Annotated in this window: 13 protein-coding genes and 1 tRNA gene; 6 read left to right on the top strand and 8 right to left on the bottom strand. The window is 65.8% G+C overall.

Annotated features, from left to right (window positions below):
* The first annotated feature begins 481 nt into the window (after window positions 1–481).
* A complete protein-coding gene (locus JR065_RS17780) occupies window positions 482–1,045 on the top strand; it encodes a cytochrome P460 family protein (RefSeq protein WP_206235699.1) in 564 nt (187 codons plus the stop codon).
* 774 nt (window positions 1,046–1,819) lie between these two features.
* On the opposite strand, the gene JR065_RS17775 is transcribed toward JR065_RS17780, so the two are convergent.
* Window positions 1,820–2,479, bottom strand: a complete 660-nt coding sequence (locus tag JR065_RS17775) for a hypothetical protein (RefSeq protein ID WP_206235698.1) — start codon at window positions 2,477–2,479, stop codon at window positions 1,820–1,822.
* Between the two features lie 807 nt (window positions 2,480–3,286).
* On the opposite strand from JR065_RS17775, the gene JR065_RS17770 reads away from it, so the two are divergent.
* Window positions 3,287–5,074: a YbhB/YbcL family Raf kinase inhibitor-like protein gene (locus tag JR065_RS17770; protein ID WP_206235697.1), complete on the top strand. Its 1,788-nt coding sequence runs from the start codon at window positions 3,287–3,289 to the stop codon at window positions 5,072–5,074.
* An 83-nt stretch (window positions 5,075–5,157) separates the two neighbouring features.
* Here JR065_RS17770 and JR065_RS17765 read toward each other — a convergent pair whose 3' ends face one another.
* Both JR065_RS17765 and JR065_RS17760 read right to left on the bottom strand, forming a co-directional pair.
* Window positions 5,158–5,907: a class I SAM-dependent methyltransferase gene (locus JR065_RS17765; RefSeq protein WP_206235696.1), complete on the bottom strand. Its 750-nt coding sequence runs from the start codon at window positions 5,905–5,907 to the stop codon at window positions 5,158–5,160.
* Between the two features lie 13 nt (window positions 5,908–5,920).
* Window positions 5,921–8,029 carry a TonB-dependent receptor domain-containing protein gene (locus JR065_RS17760; protein WP_206235695.1) on the bottom strand — a complete coding sequence of 703 codons (2,109 nt, stop codon included), beginning with the start codon at window positions 8,027–8,029 and terminating at the stop codon, window positions 5,921–5,923.
* Between the two features lie 593 nt (window positions 8,030–8,622).
* Between JR065_RS17760 and JR065_RS17755 the strand changes: the two genes are divergently transcribed.
* Together JR065_RS17755 and JR065_RS17750 are read left to right on the top strand one after the other, a co-directional pair.
* A complete protein-coding gene (locus JR065_RS17755; protein WP_206235694.1) occupies window positions 8,623–10,818 on the top strand; it encodes a TonB-dependent siderophore receptor in 2,196 nt (731 codons plus the stop codon).
* Between the two features lie 15 nt (window positions 10,819–10,833).
* Window positions 10,834–12,552 (top strand): ABC transporter ATP-binding protein/permease, encoded by a 1,719-nt coding sequence (locus tag JR065_RS17750; protein ID WP_206235693.1) that lies wholly within the window; start codon window positions 10,834–10,836, stop codon window positions 12,550–12,552.
* Window positions 12,553–12,712: 160 nt separating this feature from the next.
* Here the strand turns inward: JR065_RS17750 and arr are convergent, their stop codons facing one another.
* The 4 genes from arr to JR065_RS17730 form a co-directional block, all read right to left on the bottom strand.
* Window positions 12,713–13,111, bottom strand: a complete 399-nt coding sequence (arr, locus tag JR065_RS17745; RefSeq protein ID WP_206235692.1) for an NAD(+)--rifampin ADP-ribosyltransferase — start codon at window positions 13,109–13,111, stop codon at window positions 12,713–12,715.
* Between the two features lie 305 nt (window positions 13,112–13,416).
* Window positions 13,417–14,436: a nuclease gene (locus JR065_RS17740; protein ID WP_206235691.1), complete on the bottom strand. Its 1,020-nt coding sequence runs from the start codon at window positions 14,434–14,436 to the stop codon at window positions 13,417–13,419.
* Window positions 14,437–14,490: 54 nt separating this feature from the next.
* Window positions 14,491–17,031, bottom strand: coding sequence for a TonB-dependent receptor (locus tag JR065_RS17735; RefSeq protein ID WP_241093724.1), 2,541 nt, complete (start codon window positions 17,029–17,031; stop codon window positions 14,491–14,493).
* A gap of 279 nt (window positions 17,032–17,310) precedes the next feature.
* A complete protein-coding gene (locus JR065_RS17730) occupies window positions 17,311–18,012 on the bottom strand; it encodes a pirin family protein (protein WP_206235690.1) in 702 nt (233 codons plus the stop codon).
* Window positions 18,013–18,174: 162 nt separating this feature from the next.
* Here JR065_RS17730 and JR065_RS17725 point away from each other — a divergent pair, with 162 nt between their 5' ends.
* Window positions 18,175–19,101, top strand: a complete 927-nt coding sequence (locus JR065_RS17725; protein ID WP_206235689.1) for a LysR substrate-binding domain-containing protein — start codon at window positions 18,175–18,177, stop codon at window positions 19,099–19,101.
* Between the two features lie 143 nt (window positions 19,102–19,244).
* Window positions 19,245–20,237, top strand: a complete 993-nt coding sequence (locus JR065_RS17720; RefSeq protein WP_206235688.1) for a DedA family protein/thiosulfate sulfurtransferase GlpE — start codon at window positions 19,245–19,247, stop codon at window positions 20,235–20,237.
* Window positions 20,238–20,354: 117 nt separating this feature from the next.
* Here the strand turns inward: JR065_RS17720 and JR065_RS17715 are convergent.
* Window positions 20,355–20,431 (bottom strand) — tRNA-Arg (locus JR065_RS17715).
* Window positions 20,432–20,668 lie beyond the last annotated feature (237 nt).

The following is a 20,668-nucleotide window of genomic DNA, read 5'->3' as shown; positions in this document are numbered from 1 at the left end:
CACCTCCTATTGGGGACAATGTGTGCGCCAAGCACATGTTGAATCAGGGAAAAATACACGCTTAGCGCAATGAAATTTAGGAATAAGCGGTTTGGAGTGCCAGGACAGGTGCTTTTCCAGATCCACCCCATACCCGCTTCGCATCAATGCCGGAACAGTATTCGTCAAACGCTGAAGCTGATTGGTGTTAATTGCGCATAGCGTTATGCCGAAACCGAAAGGAATACGTTCGGCAATTCAATGGCACCATCGTGCTCAGCGTGTCAGATGCTATTTGATCGATCTGAAATAAACGCATGAGCATTGGGCCACTTTTCCGATAGAGAGCGCACGCCTTATGAAGATGTCAGCCGCAGTTCTCTTGTTCCTAGGCGTCGCGCTCTTGAGTGGGTGTTCTGAGAACCCAGTGCCTGCTGTGGCTTCACCACCTGCCACCGCTTCGAACTTGGATGCCAACGGCCTACCATTGCCTGTCGCAAAGATGTCGTTCAACAAAAAGGGCGAGGCAGCAGTCCCCAAGGGCTACCGAACCTGGGTGCACGCTTACACGGCGTGGGAGCCGATTGCCCTATCGCTTTTGGACGAGAAGCTGACAGACACTCCGGAATATCACAACGTCTATATTGAACCCAATGCGTACAGGACCTTCATGAAAACTGGAAAATGGCCGGAAGGAACCTTGATCGTTAAAGAATTTAGTTTTACGAGTACAGATCCGAAAAGCTGCGACGGTCCTCCAGCGTATATTTGCAACGTATGGTTTGGTAAAGCCATATTCCAGCACGGATACACTGGCGTAGCTGTGATGTTGAAAGACACAAAACGCTACCCCGCGGAGGCCGGTGGATGGGCATACTTTTCGTATGGTCACCAAGAGCCGCCCTACAAGCCGTTCTCAGCGCCACATGCAACTGCGCGATGCGCGCAATGTCACATCGACAAGGTCGGCGAGAAGGACGACTATGTTTTCTCGGTCAACCAGCCCGGTCTGGGCCGAGAAGGCGATGACGCGATGCATAACTTGGCCGCAGCTTTGGGCGAGTGATTCTCCCCACCATTGAGCAGTTCATTCGCGTGCCCAAACACAGAATGGTATGCCAATGCCGCCACTTAGAAATAATGATGCTGGTTTGAATGCGATGCCGTTTGTCAATAAATATTCCACCGATCAGCATCAACTCGTGCTGGCATAAATGCATGCGCAAATATAGAGAATGCGCAACGGCGCATCTGGCGGGATTGGGCTGAGCGTCTGACAAAACTGACGTGCCACCTCAGCGGTGTTAGCGCTGAAACCATAACGGCCAGGAGCACGAAGTGCTGAATAAGATCAGTTTGAGCAAGTTGGCTTTGGTCGTAGCTGGGTGTCTAGCCGTAGGCACAGCGGTTTGCCAGGAGCGAGATCCTAGGGGGGGCAGATAAAAACAGGAGAAACGAAATGTCGGTCATGGCGGGCTCCGGAATCGCAAGATTCCCGCGCCCCCATTGGGTGGACCTCGGGCGCCCGGAGCCGCGTGGGGGGCGCCACCGGTGAAAGCACTGGTGACGCCGGTGCCGGGTCTGGAGATCCATGGGCTGACCGGGGTCGGACCGTTCAGCTTATTTGGCAAAGGCCAGAGCAGCGAGACGGAGAAGGCCCCACCGCCGTCCATCGCGCAGCTGTTGGCCGATGCGACGCGCGACAGCTCACCATGGAACTGCGAGCTGCGCGGGCGGCGGCTTCGAAGGAGGTGGCGTGTGAGGCTGAGGTCACCACCGCCAACGAAGAGCTGGAACAGTGGAGCAAACAGGCTTCGGTCACGGTCTATCGAAAGCGCTGCTATTTCCGGTCGATCCTGTCCGCTGCGAGGGCCAAGAGCGCAGCGATGTGCTCCAACTTGGAGGCGAAGAACGTCAGCGCTGCGGCTCCCAGCAGGACGCCGAGGCTTCCAGCGTAGACGAAGGGTGGCAAATCTTTTAGTTGGGCAAGCATTTCAGCCTTTTCAGCTGAGGTTTGGAAATTGATGACAAGTGCTCCGATTGTGGCTATCACAGATCCCATTCCGGCTCGGCGAGTCAGTCGCTTGGCCTTGGCTTCCATGTGCCTGGACCGCTCGCGCAACTTGAACGGATCGCACCCGGTCAGCTCCTGGACGATGACGTCGTCCTGCTCGATGTCCTGATCCACGCTGTTGGCTGCACGGCGGTAGCCCGTTCGCAGTGCCAGCAGCATTTCAACGATCTGGCTGATAGCCCATACCAGAAAGAGAGCTAGAACTGCGATGAGCGGGGACATCGTGAGGAAGCGAGTGACGTCCTTAGAAAGCAAGCCGAGGGCGCCCAGACCTGCCGCGACGAGCATCAAGCCCGCAGGCACCAAGGTCACTTTGAAGACACCGCGCTGAATCCTGTCGAACACGCTCGGGGGCCTAGAGGGCCGCTTGAGCTTGTCTAGGAAGGCCAAGGTGCTGGGAATGGGGACGTAGCTCAGAGCATTCATGTGGTGGTCCAGAAATGGGGCCGTTCATTTTGAAAGGCGCCAGTCTCGCTATCCGCGACAGGACTATGTCGGGCCGAACTCATGAACCGTCGGGTCGGCTTCGGCGGGGATCCACATTGCATGCCGCCTCGGCTAGGATCCCGGAGGCAGGACCATCCCTTGGGCACAAATTGCGGGTGTCCAGGTGGGAAAAGACGATCGGAATCAATGGGTTAGAGGATTCTAAATTGTGTCCCTCTCACTCCGCCAGTTGTCAAAAAGCGCCCGCAAATCAACGATTTGCGGGCGTTTTTCTTTCCTGGCCCTGGACGCTCACTTGGACACTTCCATGCGAGTAGCGCACCACTCACCCGCGGCACGCCCGGCTGCTTGTACGTTCGTTTGCGCATTCCTGCGGACCTGCGAACGCGCTTCGCGCCTGCCACCGGAGTCCAGTCCCGCCGACTGGTCCTGCAAGGCCGGTACGTCTTGCTCGGCGGATGCGCGGTGATGAGGGCGATCCCTTCTTGGGCACGTTGCGGTGGGTGACGCTTGGCGGTGATCGTGGGGCGGAACTCGTGAAGGGAACTCCGTATGGAGAAGCCGGGCGGGATCCAGCGAATAGCTCCTGAACTGGTTGAGCAGCCCTTGGCTGTAGCGCAAGTTGCCCGACGTCCTGTTCACGCAAAGCGCAAAAGCTGGGGGTGGGAGGCGCACAGCGTTCGTTCTTGCTGTTCCCATCACGCAGCCTCGTGCAAAAAGCTCCTGCCGCCCAACGATCCAACAGGGCGAGCCTTGAGAGCTGTATTCACGCATCGGGAGAGCGACATGCGCAGCATCTTGTCCGTAGCACTGCTCGGGTTGTTAGTGGGTCACGCACACGCGCAGCAAGGGGACGGCACCGACGTGCCGGCGCAGGTCCACACGTTCAAACCCGGCAAGGTGGACGCCACGCCCAGTCAAATCGCTGGGCTGAAGGTTCCGGCAGGCTTTCAAATCAGGACGTTTGCAACCGGGCTGAAGAACGCGCGCATCATTGCGGTGGCCCCCGGCGGCAATATCTACGTCTCCCGCCGCGAGCAGGGCGACGTCCTGCTCCTGAAGGATGCCAACGACGACGGCACGCCCGATGCGCCTCCCAAGGTGGTGGCCAACAGATCCGGTGCACATGGACTGGCTGTCCGCGACGGCCAGCTCTACCTGGTCACGGTCAAGGAACTGTTCGTCGCCCCGATCCTGAAGGACGGAACCCTTGGGCCGCTCAAACTGCTGGTGGGCGACCTGCCGGATGGCGGGCAGCACCCGAACCGGACGATGGCGTTCGGTCCTGACGGCATGCTCTATCTGAGCATCGGCTCGACCTGTAACGCGTGCAATGAAACCAATCCCGAGCACGCGACGCTGCTGCGCATGTCCCCGGACGGCAAGTCCCGCACCATCTTCGCCAACGGCCTGCGCAACACCATCGGCTTCGACTGGGATCCCACCACCGGTGAACTGTGGGGCATGGATCAGGGCATGGATTTTCTGGGCGATGAGGTCCAGCCCGAGGAACTCAACCACATCGTCAAGGGCAAGCAATACGGCTGGCCCCATATCTGGGGCAAGGACGGGGCCAACCCGCAGAGCACGCCGCAGGGCGAGATGACGAAGCAGCAGTGGGCGGCCATCAGCGAACCGATGGTCCTGGGCTACACCGCCCATGCCGCCGCCATGCAGTTTCACTTCTATCGTGGCGCGTCCTTCCCGGCCGATTACCGGGGCGATGCCTTCATCACCTTCCGCGGGTCGTGGAATCGGAAGCCGGCATCCGGCTACGAGGTGGTGCGACTGAAGTTCGAGAACGGCAAGCCTGTCTCGTTCGAACCGTTCGTTACGGGATTCCTGACCGAGGGCGGCACGAAGCACTTTGCGCGGCCAGTAGGTCTGGCAGAAACGGCCAGCGGTGCGCTGCTGGTCTCCGACGACGCCAATGGCGTCATCTACCGCATCTCGGCGACGGGCGCGCCTGCGCGAGGCGCTGCGCCTGCGCAACCCGATCCAGCGCCGGCAGCCTCGCTCGAGAAGCAGGTCAACCAGGGCAACGGCGTGCCGCTTGCCCTGGCTCGCCCTGAAACGAGCGCCAAGGGCGCGCTCGCCGTCACTGCCGCCGCCTTTGCGAGCGGCGCTGCGATGGACAAGCGCTTCAGCGACTACGCGGACGGCGTCTCGCCGGCACTGTCATGGAACGCGGTTGCCAACGCCAAGTCCTATGTCGTGATCGTGGAAGATCCCGACGCCAAGCCGATCACGCCGTTCGTCCACTGGGTCGCCTGGAACATTCCCGCGAAGGTCACCCAGCTGCCCGAAGGCCTGCAGGAGCAGATGCGCCTGACCGAACCTGACGGGGTGATGCAGGGCGTGACGAGCCGGGGTTCCGTTGGCTACTACGGGCCGCATCCGCCGGTGGGCGATCCTCCGCACCATTATCACTTCCAGGTCCTTGCACTCGACACGATGCTGGATGTGAAGCCTGGCGCGACCCGGGATGAGGTGCTTGCCGCTGTGGCGGGCCATGTTCTGGCGAAAGGCGAAACGGTGGGCACCTACGCGCAGACCGTCGCCCCACCGAAGTAACCGACAGGGCAGATCGACGCCAATGGCCGCATCCGGCGGCGGCCGGCGCAAAGAGCCCTTTGCCGCGTCTGCGCAGGCCTGAATCAGTTCGGTTCGGCGACGATGAGATAGTCGTCGCCGTGACGCAGCCCGCCGAGTTGCTTGCAGGTGGCCAGGGCACGGGCCTGGACGTCGGCCGCATGCCGGTGCAGGGCAACGGCCAGGCCGCGGTCGGGGAGCTTGTCGATCGCGCGCATGCACATGGCCAACTGGCTGTGGATGAAACGCGGGCCGTAGGTGATCGGCAACAGCCGTGCGTCCACGATGCGGAAGCCGGCTGCCTCCAGGCTTCGCAGCGACCAGTCGAGAGGGTATTCGCGGTAGGGGCTGTCGCCGGCCAGCAGCAGGCAGGCGTCGCGCAGGCGACCGATCTCGTTGACGATGCGCCCGGCAGTCGTATCGGGCCTCCCGTGGATATACGGCTGCAGGCCGATGACGTACAGGCGCTTGGCGACCAGCGGCCGAAGCCGCCCGAACAGCTGGCCCTGCCAATAGGGCGCGAAGCCCTCGACGGCGCCCAGCAGGTAATCGGCCAGCACCGTGTCGAAGCGCTCGCCGCCCAGCAGCTCCGGATCCATCCAGTTCCCGACCACCAGCCGATCCTGCGCTCGCGGCGGTGCGGCCATGGCCTGCGCGGTTTTCTCGCGCATCTGCGGCGAGCCGGTCACGGCGGTCCAGCGTTCGGTGGCCAGGGTTTCCAGCCAGCGGATCGAAGACGGTCCGGTCCCGGCATCCAGGAAGGAGCCCCACGGCCGGTGGCCGTGGAGTTCTCCGACGCGCTCGTACAGCGTCATCCGTGAGCCCCGCTCAGAACGTGTAGCTGAAGCCGACGCTGACGTTGCGCCCCGGTTGCGGCACGGTGTCGGCCAGGAACGAGGCATGGTTCCAGACCTGCTCGTCCAGCAGGTTGCTGCCGCGCAGGAATACGCGGCTGCTGCCACCGGCGAACGCGTAGGCCACGGTCAGGTTGAGCATGTCGTAGGCCGGGGTTCGTGTTTCATAGTCGGCGATGTGGGTCTGGCGGTTGACACGGTACAGTTCCAGCTCGCCGTCGAACCGGCCCATGGCCAGGTTGGCGCGGCCGCCGAAGCGTGCGGCGGGAATGCGCGGCACGTCGCCGCCGCCATCGGCGAAGCGTGCGCGCGTGCGATCGCCGAACAAGGTGCCGGACAGCCGCTCGTTGAACTGATAGCCGAGTTCGGCTTCCACGCCGCGGAACTCCACGTCGGCCTGGGTGTATTTGATCAGCCGGAAGGCTTCGAACTGGTCCAGCGTGCGCGCGTAGATGTAGTCGTCCACGTCGTTGGCGAACGCGCCGAGGCTGAAGGTCAGCGGTCCTTCGGTCTTGCGCAGCATCAGCTCGGCATTCTTCGAGGTCTCCTCGCCGTAGCCGGCGTCGTTGGCGGTGCCCCCGCACGTGAGCGCGCTGCGCAGCAGGCCGCATTCGTAGGTATTGGTCGCCATGTGGATGCCGCGCGCATACAGTTCCTGCGCATGCGGCAGGCGCTGGGAGCGGGACAGCGAGAAGGTGAGCGAAAGGTCCGGACGGAACGACCAGATCGCCGCGCCGGAGAACGAACTGGCGGTGTCGTCGAACTTCGGCCGATTCCGCGCGTCGTCGCGCGGCTGGTGGCTCAGCCATTCGTGGCGGCCGCCCAGTTCGAAGTGCCACCGGTCGTTGACTTCCAGGTGCTCGACCAGGAACAGGCCGGTGGAGCGGGTGTCCACCGTCGGCAGGAACGCCTCCACGCCGGAGGCGCTGAACGTGGCGTCGGCGTGCTGCACGCCGAAGATGCCGGTCCAGCCGCCCAGCGGCACATGCTCGAGCTCGACGCGGCTGTCGTAGCCCTTGTTGGCGAACGTGGTGGTGACCTCTGCGCCTTCCAGTTCGTCGTGGCGGTAGTCGGTGTGGTTGGCGCGGAAGCGGATGCGGCGGATGCCGGGAAACGGATCGCGGTATTCGCCGCGCAGGTCGATGCGCTTGCTCTTCAGGTCGATGGCGGCCACGTGCTCATCATCATGTTCGTGGTCGTGGTCGTGGTCGTGGTCGTCGCCGTCGGCGTGGTCGTGCGAGCCGCAGTGCAAGGCGCTGCCGTGCGGGTGGCAACCTTCGTATTCGTGGCTGTGGCCGGGCAGGCCGTAGTGATCGTCGCGGTAGGAGTACGACAGGCCGACATAGCCGTTGTCGGTGACCCACGCGGCGCCGACGCTGCCATTGCTTGAACGGCTGAAGGTGCCGTCCACCCGCGATTCGTCCAGGTCCGGCGCGCGGTAGTCGTCGGTATCGCGGTATGAGCCCTCGGCGTGCAGCACCAGGTTGGCGCCCGCCTGGCCGGTGACGGCGGCGGCGCCGACGCGCTCGTCGGCCACGCTGTTGCCACGGATCAGGAGGCGTCCCTCCAGGCCGTTGTCCGGCAGCCGGTTCGGGATCCGGTTGTCCAGCACGTTCACCACGCCGCCGATCGCGCCGCCGCCATAGAGCAAGGTGGCCGGGCCGCGCAGCACTTCGATGCGTTCGCCCAGCAGCGGATCGACGGTGACCGCGTGGTCCGGCGAGATGTCCGATGCGTCCAGGACGGCGGAACTGTCCGACAGCACCTTGACGCGCGGGGCGGTCTGGCCGCGGATCACTGGGCGGCCGGCGCCGGCGCCGAAATTGTCGGCGCGCACGCCGGGCAGCCCGTCGAGCACTTCGCCCAGGGTGCCGCCACCTTGCTGGAAGATCCTGTCCCCGCCGATGACGCTGACCGGCGAGGCGACCTTGCTGGCGTCCTCGGCCATGCCGGTGACGTGGAGGGTGTCCAGGGTGGAGGCAGACGCGGGCGAAGTTTCGGCGCGCGCGTGCTGCGGGAACAGAGCGGTGGCCAGCAGGGCGGTGGCGATGCTGGCGGCGAGGGCGTTGCGGTTGGTCGTCATGCGGATTCCATGGCTTCAGTAAAGGCCGGCAGTGGCGAGTGGGTCTACGAGCGCCTGGACGCTTCGCGCACCGCGCTGCATCGCTGCAACGCGTTCGGCACATGCCGTGATTGCAAGGAGTGCCTCAGGCTTATGTAACTTTATAACATAACAATAATGGTCGCCAGGGCTGGTGCAGCCGGCGGCCTCGAAAGGAGTTGGCTGTCGCTTGGGTCGGATGCTCGGTCCTTGGCGTGTTTCGGAAACAAGGGCATGTACTGCGAACCGAGAGGCGCGCCGTTGTGCACGTCGCCTGTTGCTGGCCTGGGGTCGGTTGCTCGGCGCCCTGAGCCTTCGGATGCGTGCGTATCCGGGCCACGCCATCCATCGCTGACGTGGCGTTGTCCGGCCGCACCGGCGCGACACGGCAAGCGCTGCAGGGATCCGCGCCTGGGACGAGCCGGACGAACAGTGACGCCGTGTCCCGGAGGCAGACGCTGGTCGATTGACGTTATGAAATAACGTTACAATTGAGACGGGTTCCCTCAAGGGATGGGCAAAGCGCGGTGCCTCACGACCCAATTCGCGCACCCACCCAACTTGCGGCCTCCTTCGTGATCAAAACCCGTTTTCGTTCCGGCATCGGCTGGTTCCACCTTCGCTCCGGAAAGGGTGGGGTCCTTCAACTAGGCGTGCTTTCCGCCGCGCTCACATTCGCGGGCGAGGTTGGCGCCCAAGAGCCGGAGCCGGACGAGAAACAAGGGGACGTCTCGGAGCTTTCCACGGTCAATGTGCGCGGCAAGCGCGAGGGCACCACGGAGGGAACCGGTTCCTACACGAGCCCGGTCGTCACCTGGGGCGGCAAAGCGCCCGTCGCGGTGTTGGACATCCCCAATTCGGTCAGCGTGATCACGCGACAGCGTATCGAGGACCAGAATCTGGTCACGGTCGAAAGCGCGCTTCGCGAGGTCACCGGGGTCACGGTCACGCCCTGGGATGGCGCGACCAGCCAGATCCGTTCGCGCGGCTACAACCTGGAAGGGTCCTATGACGGCATTCCGGCATACGGGGCCCTGTCCGCGTTCCAGCAGTTCGACCTGGCGATCTACGACAGGGTGGAAGTGCTGCGGGGGCCTGGCGGCATCTTCCAAGGTTCCAGCCAACCGGGGGGCGTGGCCAATTTCGTCCGCAAGCGTGGGCGCGACGCGTTCGGCGGCTCGTTGGCCGTGTCGGCGGGCTCCTGGTCCAATTACCGCGGCGAAGTGGACGTGGGCGGCCCATTGAACGACGGCGGCTCGTTGCGAAGCCGTGTGGTCGTGTCCTCCCACCGTCGCGAATATTTCTACGACCAGGCCGATTCGAGCAAACATCTGTTCTACGGCACCCTGGACTACGACCTGGGCGCCAACACCACGTTGTCGCTGTCGGCGACGCAGCAGAAAGACGACGTCATGCCGTATTCGGGCTTGCCGGCGTACACGAACCAGCAGTTCCTGGACGTGCCCCGTTCCACCTACGTCTACCCAGACTGGGTCATCCAGAAGTGGGACAAGGATTCGCTGTCCCTGGATCTGGAGCATGGCTTCGAGGGCGGCTGGTCGCTCAAGGCGCGCGCGAGCCGCCAGACGCTGGATTGGTACTACAAGGACAGCTACCCGACCACCGGCGTCAACCCCGCCACCGGAACCGTGGCCAGCTATGCGCGCCGACAAAGCGACAACGGCGAAGTCCGGCATGGCCTGGACGTATTCGCCGCAGGCCCTTTCATGATGTGGGGGCGCGAGCACCAGGCGCTGGTCGGCGCCAACGTCGAGGAATACGAGAGCACGACGCGCTCGGGCCAGGGCGCCCCGATACGCAATGTTCCGATCGCCGACCCCGATCTCGTCGAGAACATTCCCATCGCTTACACCTCCGGCTTCAACTCCATCACCCGGCAAGGCGGCGCCTATGGCCAGCTGCGCCTGGCCCTGACCGACCGGCTCACGGGCGTGGCCGGAGGACGGTGGAGCGAGTTCTCGGTGAAGAACCGGTCGGTCGCCCCGCAACCGCTCACCCGCTGGGTCGACGGCGCCAAGGTCGATGGCGAGTTCACGCCTTACGCGGGTGCGGTCTATCACGTCACGGAGCGTCTGACCGCCTATGGCAGTTACGCCGACACCTTCATTCCGCAGACGCAACGCAAGGTGTCCGGCGAAGCCATCGATCCGCGCGTTGGCAAACAGATGGAACTGGGGACGAAGGCGAGCCTTCGCGGGGGCGCGTTGAACCTGTCTGCCGCGGTATTCAAGACCCGGGACGTGAACCGCTCCTACCCGGACCCGTCCAACCCCGGCTTTTTCCTCCAGGCCGGAGAGGTGGAGGTCAAGGGGTGGGAACTGGATGCGAGCGGCAGCCCGCTGCCCAATCTGCAGCTGACCGCCGGCTACACCCAGCTGCGCACACGGTACGTGGCGCATCAGTCATTCCCGGAGGGCGCGCGCTTCAGCCTCTTCGAGCCGCGGCATTCGTTCAAGCTGTTCGCCCATTACCGTTTCGAGGAAGGCGTGCTGGCCGGGCTGTCCCTCGGCGGCGGCGCCCAGGTATCCAGCGGCACCGTCGGCACGGGGGTGGAAGGGGTGAGGGAGCAGGGCGGGTACGCGGTCGCTAGCGCCCATGCCGGGTATCGGTTCACCGACCGCTTGCGGGTGACGCTGGCGGTCAACAACGTTTTCGATCGCCATTACTACGAACGCGTTGGCGGGCTGAACACCTACAACACGCCGGGAGAGCCGCGGAACGTCATGGTCACCGTGCGCAGCGCTTTTTGACCGGGCTGCCGGTCCATGACGCTGACCGCCCGGGACGTCTGGTGCCTGGTCCGACCGTACTGGGTGTCCGACGACCGTTGGCGTGCCTACGGCCTGCTTGCGACGATCGTCGGGCTGGACGCCTTGCTGACCTACGTCGGGGTCCGGCAGACGTACTGGCAGAAGAACTTCTTCGATGCGCTGGTGGAGCGGGATCTGGACGCGTTCTGGCGCCAGATGCTGGAACTGGTGTTCATCGTGGCCGGTATCGTGGGCGCCGGAACCGCGAGGGTCTGGTTCGAGCAGGCCCTGGAGATGCGCTGGCGACACTGGCTGACCACGGTCTACCTTGATCGTTGGCTCGGTGGCACGGCCTACTGGCGCATCGAAAGCGAAGGCCTGGTGGACAACCCCGACCAGCGCATCGCCGACGATCTCAGGCTCATGGCCAGCGATACCCTTCGACTGTCGGTGGGCGCGCTCCACTATGCGGTCGACTTCTTTACGTTCGCCGCCATGATCTGGGGCTTGTCCGGCGCGCTGTCCTTTACGCTGGCGGGGTTCGATGTCCATATTCCGGCGTACATGCTGTGGGCGGCCGTGCTCTACGCCGTCGCCGGGTCGGTGCTGATCGAGTGGATCGGCCGTGGGCTGGTCGCGGTGGACTACGAGCAGCAGCGCCGGGAAGCGGATTTCCGGCACCTGCTGGTGCGGGTCCGCGAGCATGCCGCCCAGGTCGCGATGATGCGCGGCGAGCCCGCGGAGTCGGCCGGTCTCAAGCAGGCATTCGGGGCGATACGCAGCAACTGGCGGTGGGTGATGGGCTATACCAAGCGCATCACGGCCATGAATGCGCTTTACGTGCAAAGCTCGATGGTGCTGCCCTATCTCATCACCGGCCCGCGTTATTTCGCCGGCGAGATCACGGTAGGAACGGTGATGCAGCTCAACAGCCTGTTCAACCGGGTCCGCGGCGCCTTGTCCTGGTTCGTCTATCGCTACAAGGACCTGGCGCTGCTGCGGTCGGTGTTCCAGCGGTTGGTCGAGTTCGAACGGGCGACAGGGAGCCAGGGCCAGGACCCCACCGGCATTCGCGTCAGCGTTGGCGAGGGCGATACCCTGCAGATCCGCGACCTCACGCTCGCGTTGCCGGACGGCGAGCCGCTGGGCCATGTCGGCCATCTGCAGATCGCCCCGGGAGAGCGTGTGCTGGTTCACGGCCCCTCGGGGTCGGGGAAGTCGCTGCTGCTCAGCGCCGTGGCCGGCCTCTGGCGCCACGGCAGGGGCGACATCGTGTTGCCGCAGGGCAAGGTGATGTTCGTGCCCCAGCGCAGCTACTTGCCGAGCGGGACGCTGCACGCCTGCCTGGCCTATCCGGCGGTGGAGGATTCGCTGGCGTATCCCGATGCCGTCGCGGCCTTGTCCGCAGTCGGGCTGGCAGGCTTGGTCGCGGAGCTGCCGCGGCGGGAGCACTGGATGCGACGCTTGTCTCCGGGCGAGCAGCAGCGCTTGGCATTCGCCCGGATCCTGCTGCGGAAGCCCGATGTGCTTTTCCTGGACGAGACCACCTCGGCGCTGGATCTGGACGCCGAGGCGATGCTGTATGCGCTCCTGGTCGAGCGCATGCCTGGCTGCGCGGTCGTCAGCGTCGCCCATCGGCCCAGCTTGGGGCGGTTCCATACGGTGACGGTGGCGTGGAACGGAACAGCGGCGCGGTCAGCGCAGGCGTTTTCAGGGCCAGCGTTGGACGGTTGAAGATGGGCGCGCCTGGAGAGCTTGCCGGGCGTACCATCGAATGGAAAACCGCTGCCATGGCTGCGGGCACCCCGGCGGTGATGCTGGATGCGCTGCGTCGAGGCCATGCATTGCTCGCCTGGGCGCGGCTTGATGAGTGCCAGTGGCCGAACCTTAGCCGCTATTCGATCGCCTCCACGCCCAGTCGCTCGAGGTTCTCGAGATGGTCCCGCATCTCCTTGAGCCGCTCAGGGGCGTGGCCGTTCCAATCGGCGACCTCGCCCAGGATGCGCAATGGCTGCCGGCAGCGGTACGACTGGGTGGGGTTGCCGGGGAAGCGCTTGTCCGTGAGGTTCGGATCGTCTTCGATCGGCCCGGTAGGGGCCACGATGTAGATCCTGCCGCGACCTTCGCCAACGGCCAGCTCGGCGCCCCAGATGGCCGCATCGAGCGTGGCGGTCAGGTAGACGAAGGTCGCCTGTTTCCTGTTGCCATAGTTGGAGGCGTAGCCCGCTTCGATCAGCTCGCCGACCTTCAGGTCGGCCTTTGTGCCGTGGTAATACGTTTGCCCGTCCATCATCGTTGCTCCGGTTCCTGCCGTTTCGACAGGCCGGCGATGCTGCGCCACGCAGGGGGCCTTGCCGCAAGTCCCCCTGCGTTGTATAAATTCATGGTGGGGAGGCGCGCGGCGCCTCCCTTTTTGTTTTGCGCGCGGGGCCTTCCTTGGTACGAGAGATCCAAGGCTTCGAAAGCTCCAGCCAACCCGCTGCCGGCGCCCGGCGCCCGGCGCCCACATGCTGGGCAACTTCAGTGTCGGCGACGTGGTGCGACCAGCGGTAAGGAGAAACGCGTGGAACAGCCGTGCCGAGGCGGCACGCGGCGGCTTCAGCGTTGTGCGGGTGCGGGCGAGCGTGCGGCCGGGGCGCTGCCGGTCTCGCGATCGTAGCCGGGGTGGCCGGGATCGGTGGTGCGTGGCGAGCCGGCCTTCGGGCTGGGCCGGGCGCTTTCCTGCCAGGCGCGGTAGAGCAGGTCGCGCAGCATCGCGGCGCCGTCTCCGGCGGTCAGGTAGACCATCTCGCGGCCTGCCTGGCTGCCGGCGCCGGTGAACGCGCCTGCCTTCTCCAGCTGGTACAGCTTCTCGACCCGGCTGGTGCCGACATCCAGGTAGGCGAGGATCAGCTCGAACACGTCGCCCTGCTGCCGCGCCAGCGCCGGCATGCGCCGCATCAGGTCGTCGGCGCCCAGTTCGATGCGGTCCACGAACTCGGACTCGTAGCGGCCATGCACCTTGGGATCGCGGGTGTAGCCGTGCGGGTTGTCGCCCTGCCAGCCATCGTGATGGATGCTGTCGTGCTGCGGCTGCGCGCCGTCGCCGATGTAATGGCCGAACCAGCTCACGTAGAACGCGCAGGTGCGCTCCAGTTCGGTGCTGTCCTGGCCCTTCTCGCGCAGCGCACGGATCTGGCGCATGGTCGCGACCAGGCGTTCGTAGCCTTCCACCGCCGCGTAGGGCAGGGTGCCGGTCCAACGCACGTTCATCAGCTTGGCGCGTTCCGGGTCGCTCGCGGCGATGCGCTGCTGTTCCTTGTACAGCGCGATCACGAACGCATAGCGCGAGCGTGGTGGATGCCGCATGAACGCGAATTGCTCGCGGAACCAGCCGTGGTTCGGATCCTCCTCGATCTTGAGGAACGGCTCGGATTCGCTGCGCCAGCCATCGGGAAGGGTGGCGCCGTCGGCGATGACGTCGGCATAGGCCTGCAGGAACAGCGGGCCGTCGGCGGGCAACGCCTGCACCGCGGCGCGGTCGATCGCCGCGTGTCCGCGCTGGCCCCAGGCCAAGGCGTCGGGGGACATCGAGCAGGCCGCGGCGAGCACGGCCCAGGCAAGGCGATACGGTTTCATCGAAGCTCCTTGGCGCTGCGGCCACGCCGGCGCACGGCGTGGCCGCGCGACCGATCAGAAATGGTAGGTGACCACCAGCCGCGTGTTGCGCTCGAAGATCGGCCGGCCATAGATCGGCTCGCGGGTGCCCTGGCCGGAAATGGTGTCGGTGCGCGGATTGCCTTCGGTCAGCGCGAACTCGTTGGTCAGGTTGTCGACCGCGAGCTGGAAGTCCCATGGGCCGGTGCGCGCCATCAGGTTCGCCGCCAGCGTCTGGTAGGCGGCCAGTTCGGTGGTGTTCTCCAGGTCCGCGTAGCGCTTGCCGACGTAGGCGTAGCGCAGCGACGCCTCCCAGTCCAGCGCGCCGGTGCTGAAGTACAGCGTCGGCCCGGCGTTGCCGTAGAGCTTGGGCTGGCGGTTGGGGCGGTTGCCGTCGACGTCGACCCTGGCCACCGCGCCGTTGTTGACGACCTCCGACAGGCTGGACACCTGCGTGTCGTTGTAGGTCAGGTTGGCATCGAAACGCAGCCAGGACGCCGGCGTCCATACCGCCGCCAGTTCGATGCCGGGGTTGGTCACGCTGCCGCGGTAGTCCTTGGACTGGGCCGCGCCGGTGGCCGGGTCGACCGCGCTGGTGCTGATGTTGTAGGGCGAATACTTGGTGTAGAACGCCGTGGCGAACACGTCCAGGGTATCGAAGTTGAGCTTGGCGCCCAGCTCGTACTGCTCGGCCATCGGAATGTTGACGTTGCCGGCGTTGGCGCCTTCCGAAGGCGCGCGATGCGCGCGCGACACGCGCCCGTACAGGCCGACGGTGTCGGTGAGGTCGTAGTTCAGCCCCGCGGTCCAGTTGGTCACGCCGACATCGAGCGCGGTCGGCGTGCGCGTGCCGGTGAACACGCGTGCGGCGTCGTCGGCCAGCGTATCGGCCATGTCGAGATTGCCGGTCGCGCGGTCCATGCTCCACGCGCGGAAGCGGTAGCGCTCGTAGCGCACGCCGCCTTCCAGGCGCAGCTTGTCGGTCACCTGCCAGGTGTCGGCGATGTATGGCGCCAGCATGCTGGTATAGGCCTTGCCCTGGGTGCGGTCGGCGCCGTAGATCACCACGCCGTCCCGGGTGACGCCGCCGACGCGGTTGCCGGCGGCATCGTAGGCCACCAGGTCGATCATGCGCGGGTTCTGCCGCGTCTCGAACAGGTAGCTCTGGTAGCGCGAATCGTAGGCGCGCGCGTAATACGCGCCGTACAGGCCGAGGGTGACGTCGTGCTTGTCGCCGCCCCAGTCGAAGCTGCGGGTCATGCGCAGGTCGTCGGCAAACGAATCAGCGCGCACGTTCATCGCCCGGTACTGGCCCTGGATGACCAGGCCGTTGCTGCTGGCCGGATCGAACGCGCTGCCGTCGTCGGTGTAGACGTAGCGCAGCGAGGCGGTGCCGGCAAACGCGCGCGACGCGGCGGCGAAGCGGCTGTTGGCGTAGGCCTGCGCATCCTGCGGCGCGTTGCTGGAATACAGCGCGTCGAAGGTCATGTCCAGGCGGTTGATGACGAACTTGTTGGACAGGTTCCAGCCGCTGTCCAGCGCCAGATCCAGGTTCACCCCGGCGTGGTTGAACTTCATGTGGCGGCCGTCGGACAGGTCGCGGGTTTCGGCGAACGGCTGGCCGGCGGCATCGCTGGCGACGATGCTCGCATGGCGCAGCGCGGACGTGCTCAGGGTGCCGGTGAAGCGGTCGATCAGCGGGTCCAGCGACACCGAGGTGTCGCGCGGGTCGTACAGCGGGATCGGCATGTAGAACGCGTTCTTGTCGTCCAGGTGCTTGAAAGAGAACGTTACCTTGCCGTTTTCGAATTTGCGCGTGAGGTTCATGCGGAACTGCCCGCCTTCGTCGGCCGGGAAGTCCACGTCGCGATAGCCATCGTTGCGGCGGATGAAGCCGCCGGCGGCCAGGTAGGTGTCCTTGCCGACCGGGCCGGCCCAGTAGCCGTCCAGCCGGTACAGGCCGGTGTCGCCGACGGTGGTGCGCACCGCGCCTTCGGGCGTGTCGCCGCCTTGCCGGGTGACGAAGTTGATGATCGCCGCGGCATTGGAGGCGAACACCGGCGAGGGCCCGCCGCGCACCGTCTCCACCGATTCGGTCATCAGGTCCGGGCGCACCAGGCCCTCGGTCTTGTAGAAGTAGCCGTTGTTGTCCGGGTACGGCGAAATCCCGTCCTCCTGGATCACGGTGAACGAGCCTTCGTCGGGAATGCCGCGGATGCGATAGACGTTCTGCACTTCGCCGCCGGTGGATTCGGCGTAGATGCCGGGCATCGAGCCGACCAGGCTCGCCAGGCTCAGCGGGGCGAGCTTGTCGATCTGCTCGGCGCTCATCGAGGTGATGGCGTAGGACGCCTCGAACTGGCTCTGCGCCTGTCCGGTGCCGGTGACGATGAGCTTGTCCATCGAGAAGATGCCGTCGTCGCTCTTGCGGCCCGATGCCGTCGTCGCGGCCTGCCCGGTACCGCTCGCTTGCGCCGCGGGAGCGGCTTGCGTTGCCGGTGAGGCGTCCTGCGCGGCGGCCTGGGCCGCCGCCAGCATCAGCGCGATGCCGATGCCGGCCGCCAGTGGTCGATGCATCGAAACGAGGGGCTTGCCGGACGCAGCTCGGACACGCTTGGACATCATGTTTCGTGTGTTCCTGGGAAGGAGGAGAACACAGCCCAGTGTGATGCCGGCACGTTGCAGCGCCGTTGCATTGTGTCGATCCATGCCATGTGCGCGAGCGTTGGCGAGTGGGAAGCGGCCAGTGCGCACCTGGTGCGCAGGCCGTCGCATCGGCCGATCCGCATCGTGCATGTGGAAAAACCCGCCGGAAAGGCGGGTTTTTCCGTTGCAGCCGGCGTCCGCGGCGGCGGATCAGCGCGGCAGATCGAACAGCAGGATCTCCGCATCCTTCGCATCGGCGAGCGTGAGCTGCGCCGCGTCGACGATCTGTGCCGCATCGCCGGTCTGCAGCGCCTGGCCATCGACCGTCAGCGAGCCGCGGATCACCTGCACGTACGCGCCGCGTCCGTTCGCCAAGGCATGCACGATCGGCGCGTCGCCGTCGAGGATCGCCGCATAGATGCGCGCGTCTTGGTGGATCAGCACCGCGCCGTCCTCGCCGCGCGGCGCGGCGATCAGGCGCAGCTGCCCGCGCTTGGTTTCCGGGGCGAAATGCTTCTCCTCGTAGCTGGGCTCGATACCGGCCTGCTCCGGCATCACCCAGATCTGCAGGAAGTGCACCGGCTCGCTGGCCGAATGGTTGAACTCGCTGTGGCTGACGCCGGCGCCGGCGCTCATGCGCTGCACGTCGCCGTAGCGCAGCACCGAGCCGTTGCCCATGCTGTCCTTGTGCTCCAGCGCGCCGTCCAGCACGTAGGAGATGATCTCCATGTCGCGGTGCGCATGGGTGCCGAAACCCTGGCCCGGCTGCACGCGGTCCTCGTTGATCACCCGCAGCGGGCCGAAGCCCATGTGCCGAGCATCGTGGTAGTGGCCGAAGGAGAAGGTGTGGCGCGAGGACAGCCAGCCGTGCTCGGCGCGGCCACGGGTATCGCTCTTGCGGATCTGAAGCATGGGAATCTCCTGGTGATGGCATGGATGTGCAAACATTTCGACAAGGTCGGCCGCGGCGGTGTTCGATCGATTTGCCGCTGCCTTCCTGTTGCCGGCAAGTATCCAGGCTGGCCGCCGGTTTGAAAAACGGATAGATTCGGCTCCTATCATCGAAAAAATCGAATGCTCAAGATCAGTCTCGACGCGCTGCAGATCATCGACGCCATCGACCGCCGCGGTTCCTTCTCCGCGGCCGGCAAGGCGTTGTACAAGGTGCCGTCGACGATCTCCTACACCGTGGCCAAGCTCGAGCAGGACCTGGGCGTGCAGCTGTTCGAGCGGCTGGGGCCGAAGGTGGCGCTGACCGCCGCCGGCGCCGAGTTGTTGCGCGAAGGGCGGCACCTGCTTCGCGCCGCCGGCGACCTGGAACTGCGCGTGCGCCGCGTCGCCTCCGGCTGGGAAACCGAGTTCGTGCTCGGCCTGGATTCGGTGTTCGCGCCGGACTGCCTGGCCGAGGACATCGCCGCGTTCTATGCGGTGACCGACCAGACCCGGCTGCGGGTGCTGCAGGAGTCCCTGTCCGGCACCTGGGAGGCCTTGCTCGACCGCCGCGTGGACCTGCTGGTGGGCGCGGCGGGCGAGGGTCCCAGCGGTGGCGGCTATGTCGCCGAGCCGTTCGGCACGTTGCCGTTCGTGTTCGTGGTCGCGCCCGCGCATCCGCTGGCGCAGGCGGCCGAGCCGCTCGGCCGCGCCCAGCTCGCCGAGCACCGCGCCATCGCCGTCGCCGATTCGGCGCGGCGGCTGCTGCCGCGCACGGTGGGCCTGCTGTTCGGCCAGGACACCCTGACCGTGCCCGACATGCCGAACAAGTACCGCCTGCAGCTGGCCGGGCTGGGCTTCGGCTTCCTGCCCGAGCCGTACGCGCGCGCCGCGCTGGCCGACGGCAGGCTGGTGCAGAAGGCGGTCGAGGAGCCGAAGGCCGACGAGGTGTTCCAGCTGGCCTGGCGCAGCGGCGAGGAGGGCGCCGCGCTGGCGTGGTGGCGAGCGCGCATGCGCCGGCCCGGGGTCTTCGATGCCTGGATCGCGCGGCTGCTGGCCGCGTTGGGCTGACCGCCGCGCGCGGCGGCTTGCGGTGCGCGGAACCTTGCGGCCGATGGGCGGCTGCGTTCCGTCGGTGGCCCGTGGTCTGCCGTCCGCTGCGCCGCGCGCGGGCGGATAATGGCCATCCCCTCACTTGCGGCACGGACATGGCCTTGCAGGAACTGATCGAGCGCTACGGCTTGGGCCTGGTGTTCGTCAACGTGTTGGCGCTGTCGCTGGGACTGCCGGTGCCGGCGATCCCGACGCTGGTCCTGGTCGGCGCGACCTACGCGCTGCTCGATGCCGGTTCGGTCGGGCTGGCGCTGTCGTGCGCGCTGGCGGTGTCGCTGCTGGCGAGCCTGATCGGCGACCTGGTCTGGTTCCTGGCCGGGCGCCGCTACGGCAACCGCACCTTGCAGTCGCTGTGCCGGTTGTCGTTGTCGCGCGATACCTGCATGAAGAAGACCGAGCGCTTCTACGGACGCTGGGGCGTGCGCGTGCTGACCGTGGCCAAGTTCGTGCCGGGCCTGTCGATGGTGTCGGTGCCGATGGCTGGCGCGATGCATGTGCGCACGGCGCAGTTCCTGCGCTACGACGCGCTGGGCGCGCTGCTGTGGGCCGGCACCGGGCTGCTGCTGGGGCTGCTGTTCGCCGATCAGGTCGAGCAGCTGCTGGATCTGCTGAGCGTGATGGGGACGCGCGCGATGCTGGTGGCCGCCGCGTTGCTGGCGGCCTATGTGGGCTATCGCTGGTGGCGGCGGCACACGCTGCTGAAGTCGCTCGATGCGATGCGCATCGACGTGGACGAACTGTACGCGCTGATGCAGGGCGAGGCGACGCCCGTGGTGCTGGATATCCGTGCGAGCGGCTATCGCGCGCTGGAGCCGCTCGCGATTCCCGGCGCGCGCGCGGTCGACGACCGGCGTATCGACGACATCGTCCAGGCGTTGCCGCGCGACCGCAAGATCGTGATCTATTGCGCCTGCCCGAACGAGGTTTCCGCGGCGGTGCTGGCCATGCGCCTGCGCCAGCACCACTACGACGACGTGGTGCCGCTGCGCGGCGGGCTGGAGGCCTGGCGTGCGGCCGGCTACGCGGTGATGACGCTGGACGGGGGCGAGCGGTCGCCGGCCGATGCGGCGACGGGCGGCAACGTCGCCGCGTGAGCGCAAGTGCGTGCGCCGGCGGCATGCGCAGGCGCTGCCGCGCGGAGGCCGCAAAGCGCGTGCCGCAAGCGATGGGCAAAAAAAAACGACAAGCCAGGGCTTGTCGTTCTTCGTGACTGGTGCGCCCGGAGAGATTCGAACTCCCGACCGCCTGGTTCGTAGCCAGGTACTCTATCCAACTGAGCTACGGGCGCGTCGTCAGGGGCGCGATTATTCCCGAGTCGCGCGGTTTCGTCCAGCGCGAAGCGGCGGCGATGCGTATCGCCAGCCGAACGTCGCCGGTCGAACGCGCGGTGCTGGCGCGCATGCGCAGACGCAAAAAAAAACGACAAGCCGAGCTTGTCGTTTTTCATCTGACTGGTGCGCCCGGAGAGATTCGAACTCCCGACCGCCTGGTTCGTAGCCAGGTACTCTATCCAACTGAGCTACGG

The organism is Xanthomonas sp. (assembly GCF_017163755.1).
In the GTDB taxonomy this organism is placed as follows: Bacteria; Pseudomonadota; Gammaproteobacteria; order Xanthomonadales; family Xanthomonadaceae; genus Xanthomonas_A.
Note: the sequence above shows the minus strand (reverse complement) of the source record. Positions and strands in the feature narration are given on the sequence as shown.

What these genes read in the sequence shown, in the direction of transcription:
- JR065_RS17780 (WP_206235699.1), top strand. Translation starts at nt 482, where the DNA reads ATGTCGTTCAACAAAAAGGGCGAGGCAGCAGTCCCCAAGGGCTACCGA.
- JR065_RS17775 (WP_206235698.1), bottom strand. Translation starts at nt 2,479, where the DNA reads ATGAATGCTCTGAGCTACGTCCCCATTCCCAGCACCTTGGCCTTCCTA.
- JR065_RS17770 (WP_206235697.1), top strand. Translation starts at nt 3,287, where the DNA reads ATGCGCAGCATCTTGTCCGTAGCACTGCTCGGGTTGTTAGTGGGTCAC.
- JR065_RS17765 (WP_206235696.1), bottom strand. Translation starts at nt 5,907, where the DNA reads ATGACGCTGTACGAGCGCGTCGGAGAACTCCACGGCCACCGGCCGTGG.
- JR065_RS17760 (WP_206235695.1), bottom strand. Translation starts at nt 8,029, where the DNA reads ATGACGACCAACCGCAACGCCCTCGCCGCCAGCATCGCCACCGCCCTG.
- JR065_RS17750 (WP_206235693.1), top strand. Translation starts at nt 10,834, where the DNA reads ATGACGCTGACCGCCCGGGACGTCTGGTGCCTGGTCCGACCGTACTGG.
- arr (WP_206235692.1), bottom strand. Translation starts at nt 13,111, where the DNA reads ATGATGGACGGGCAAACGTATTACCACGGCACAAAGGCCGACCTGAAG.
- JR065_RS17740 (WP_206235691.1), bottom strand. Translation starts at nt 14,436, where the DNA reads ATGAAACCGTATCGCCTTGCCTGGGCCGTGCTCGCCGCGGCCTGCTCG.
- JR065_RS17735 (WP_241093724.1), bottom strand. Translation starts at nt 17,031, where the DNA reads ATGCATCGACCACTGGCGGCCGGCATCGGCATCGCGCTGATGCTGGCG.
- JR065_RS17730 (WP_206235690.1), bottom strand. Translation starts at nt 18,012, where the DNA reads ATGCTTCAGATCCGCAAGAGCGATACCCGTGGCCGCGCCGAGCACGGC.
- JR065_RS17725 (WP_206235689.1), top strand. Translation starts at nt 18,175, where the DNA reads ATGCTCAAGATCAGTCTCGACGCGCTGCAGATCATCGACGCCATCGAC.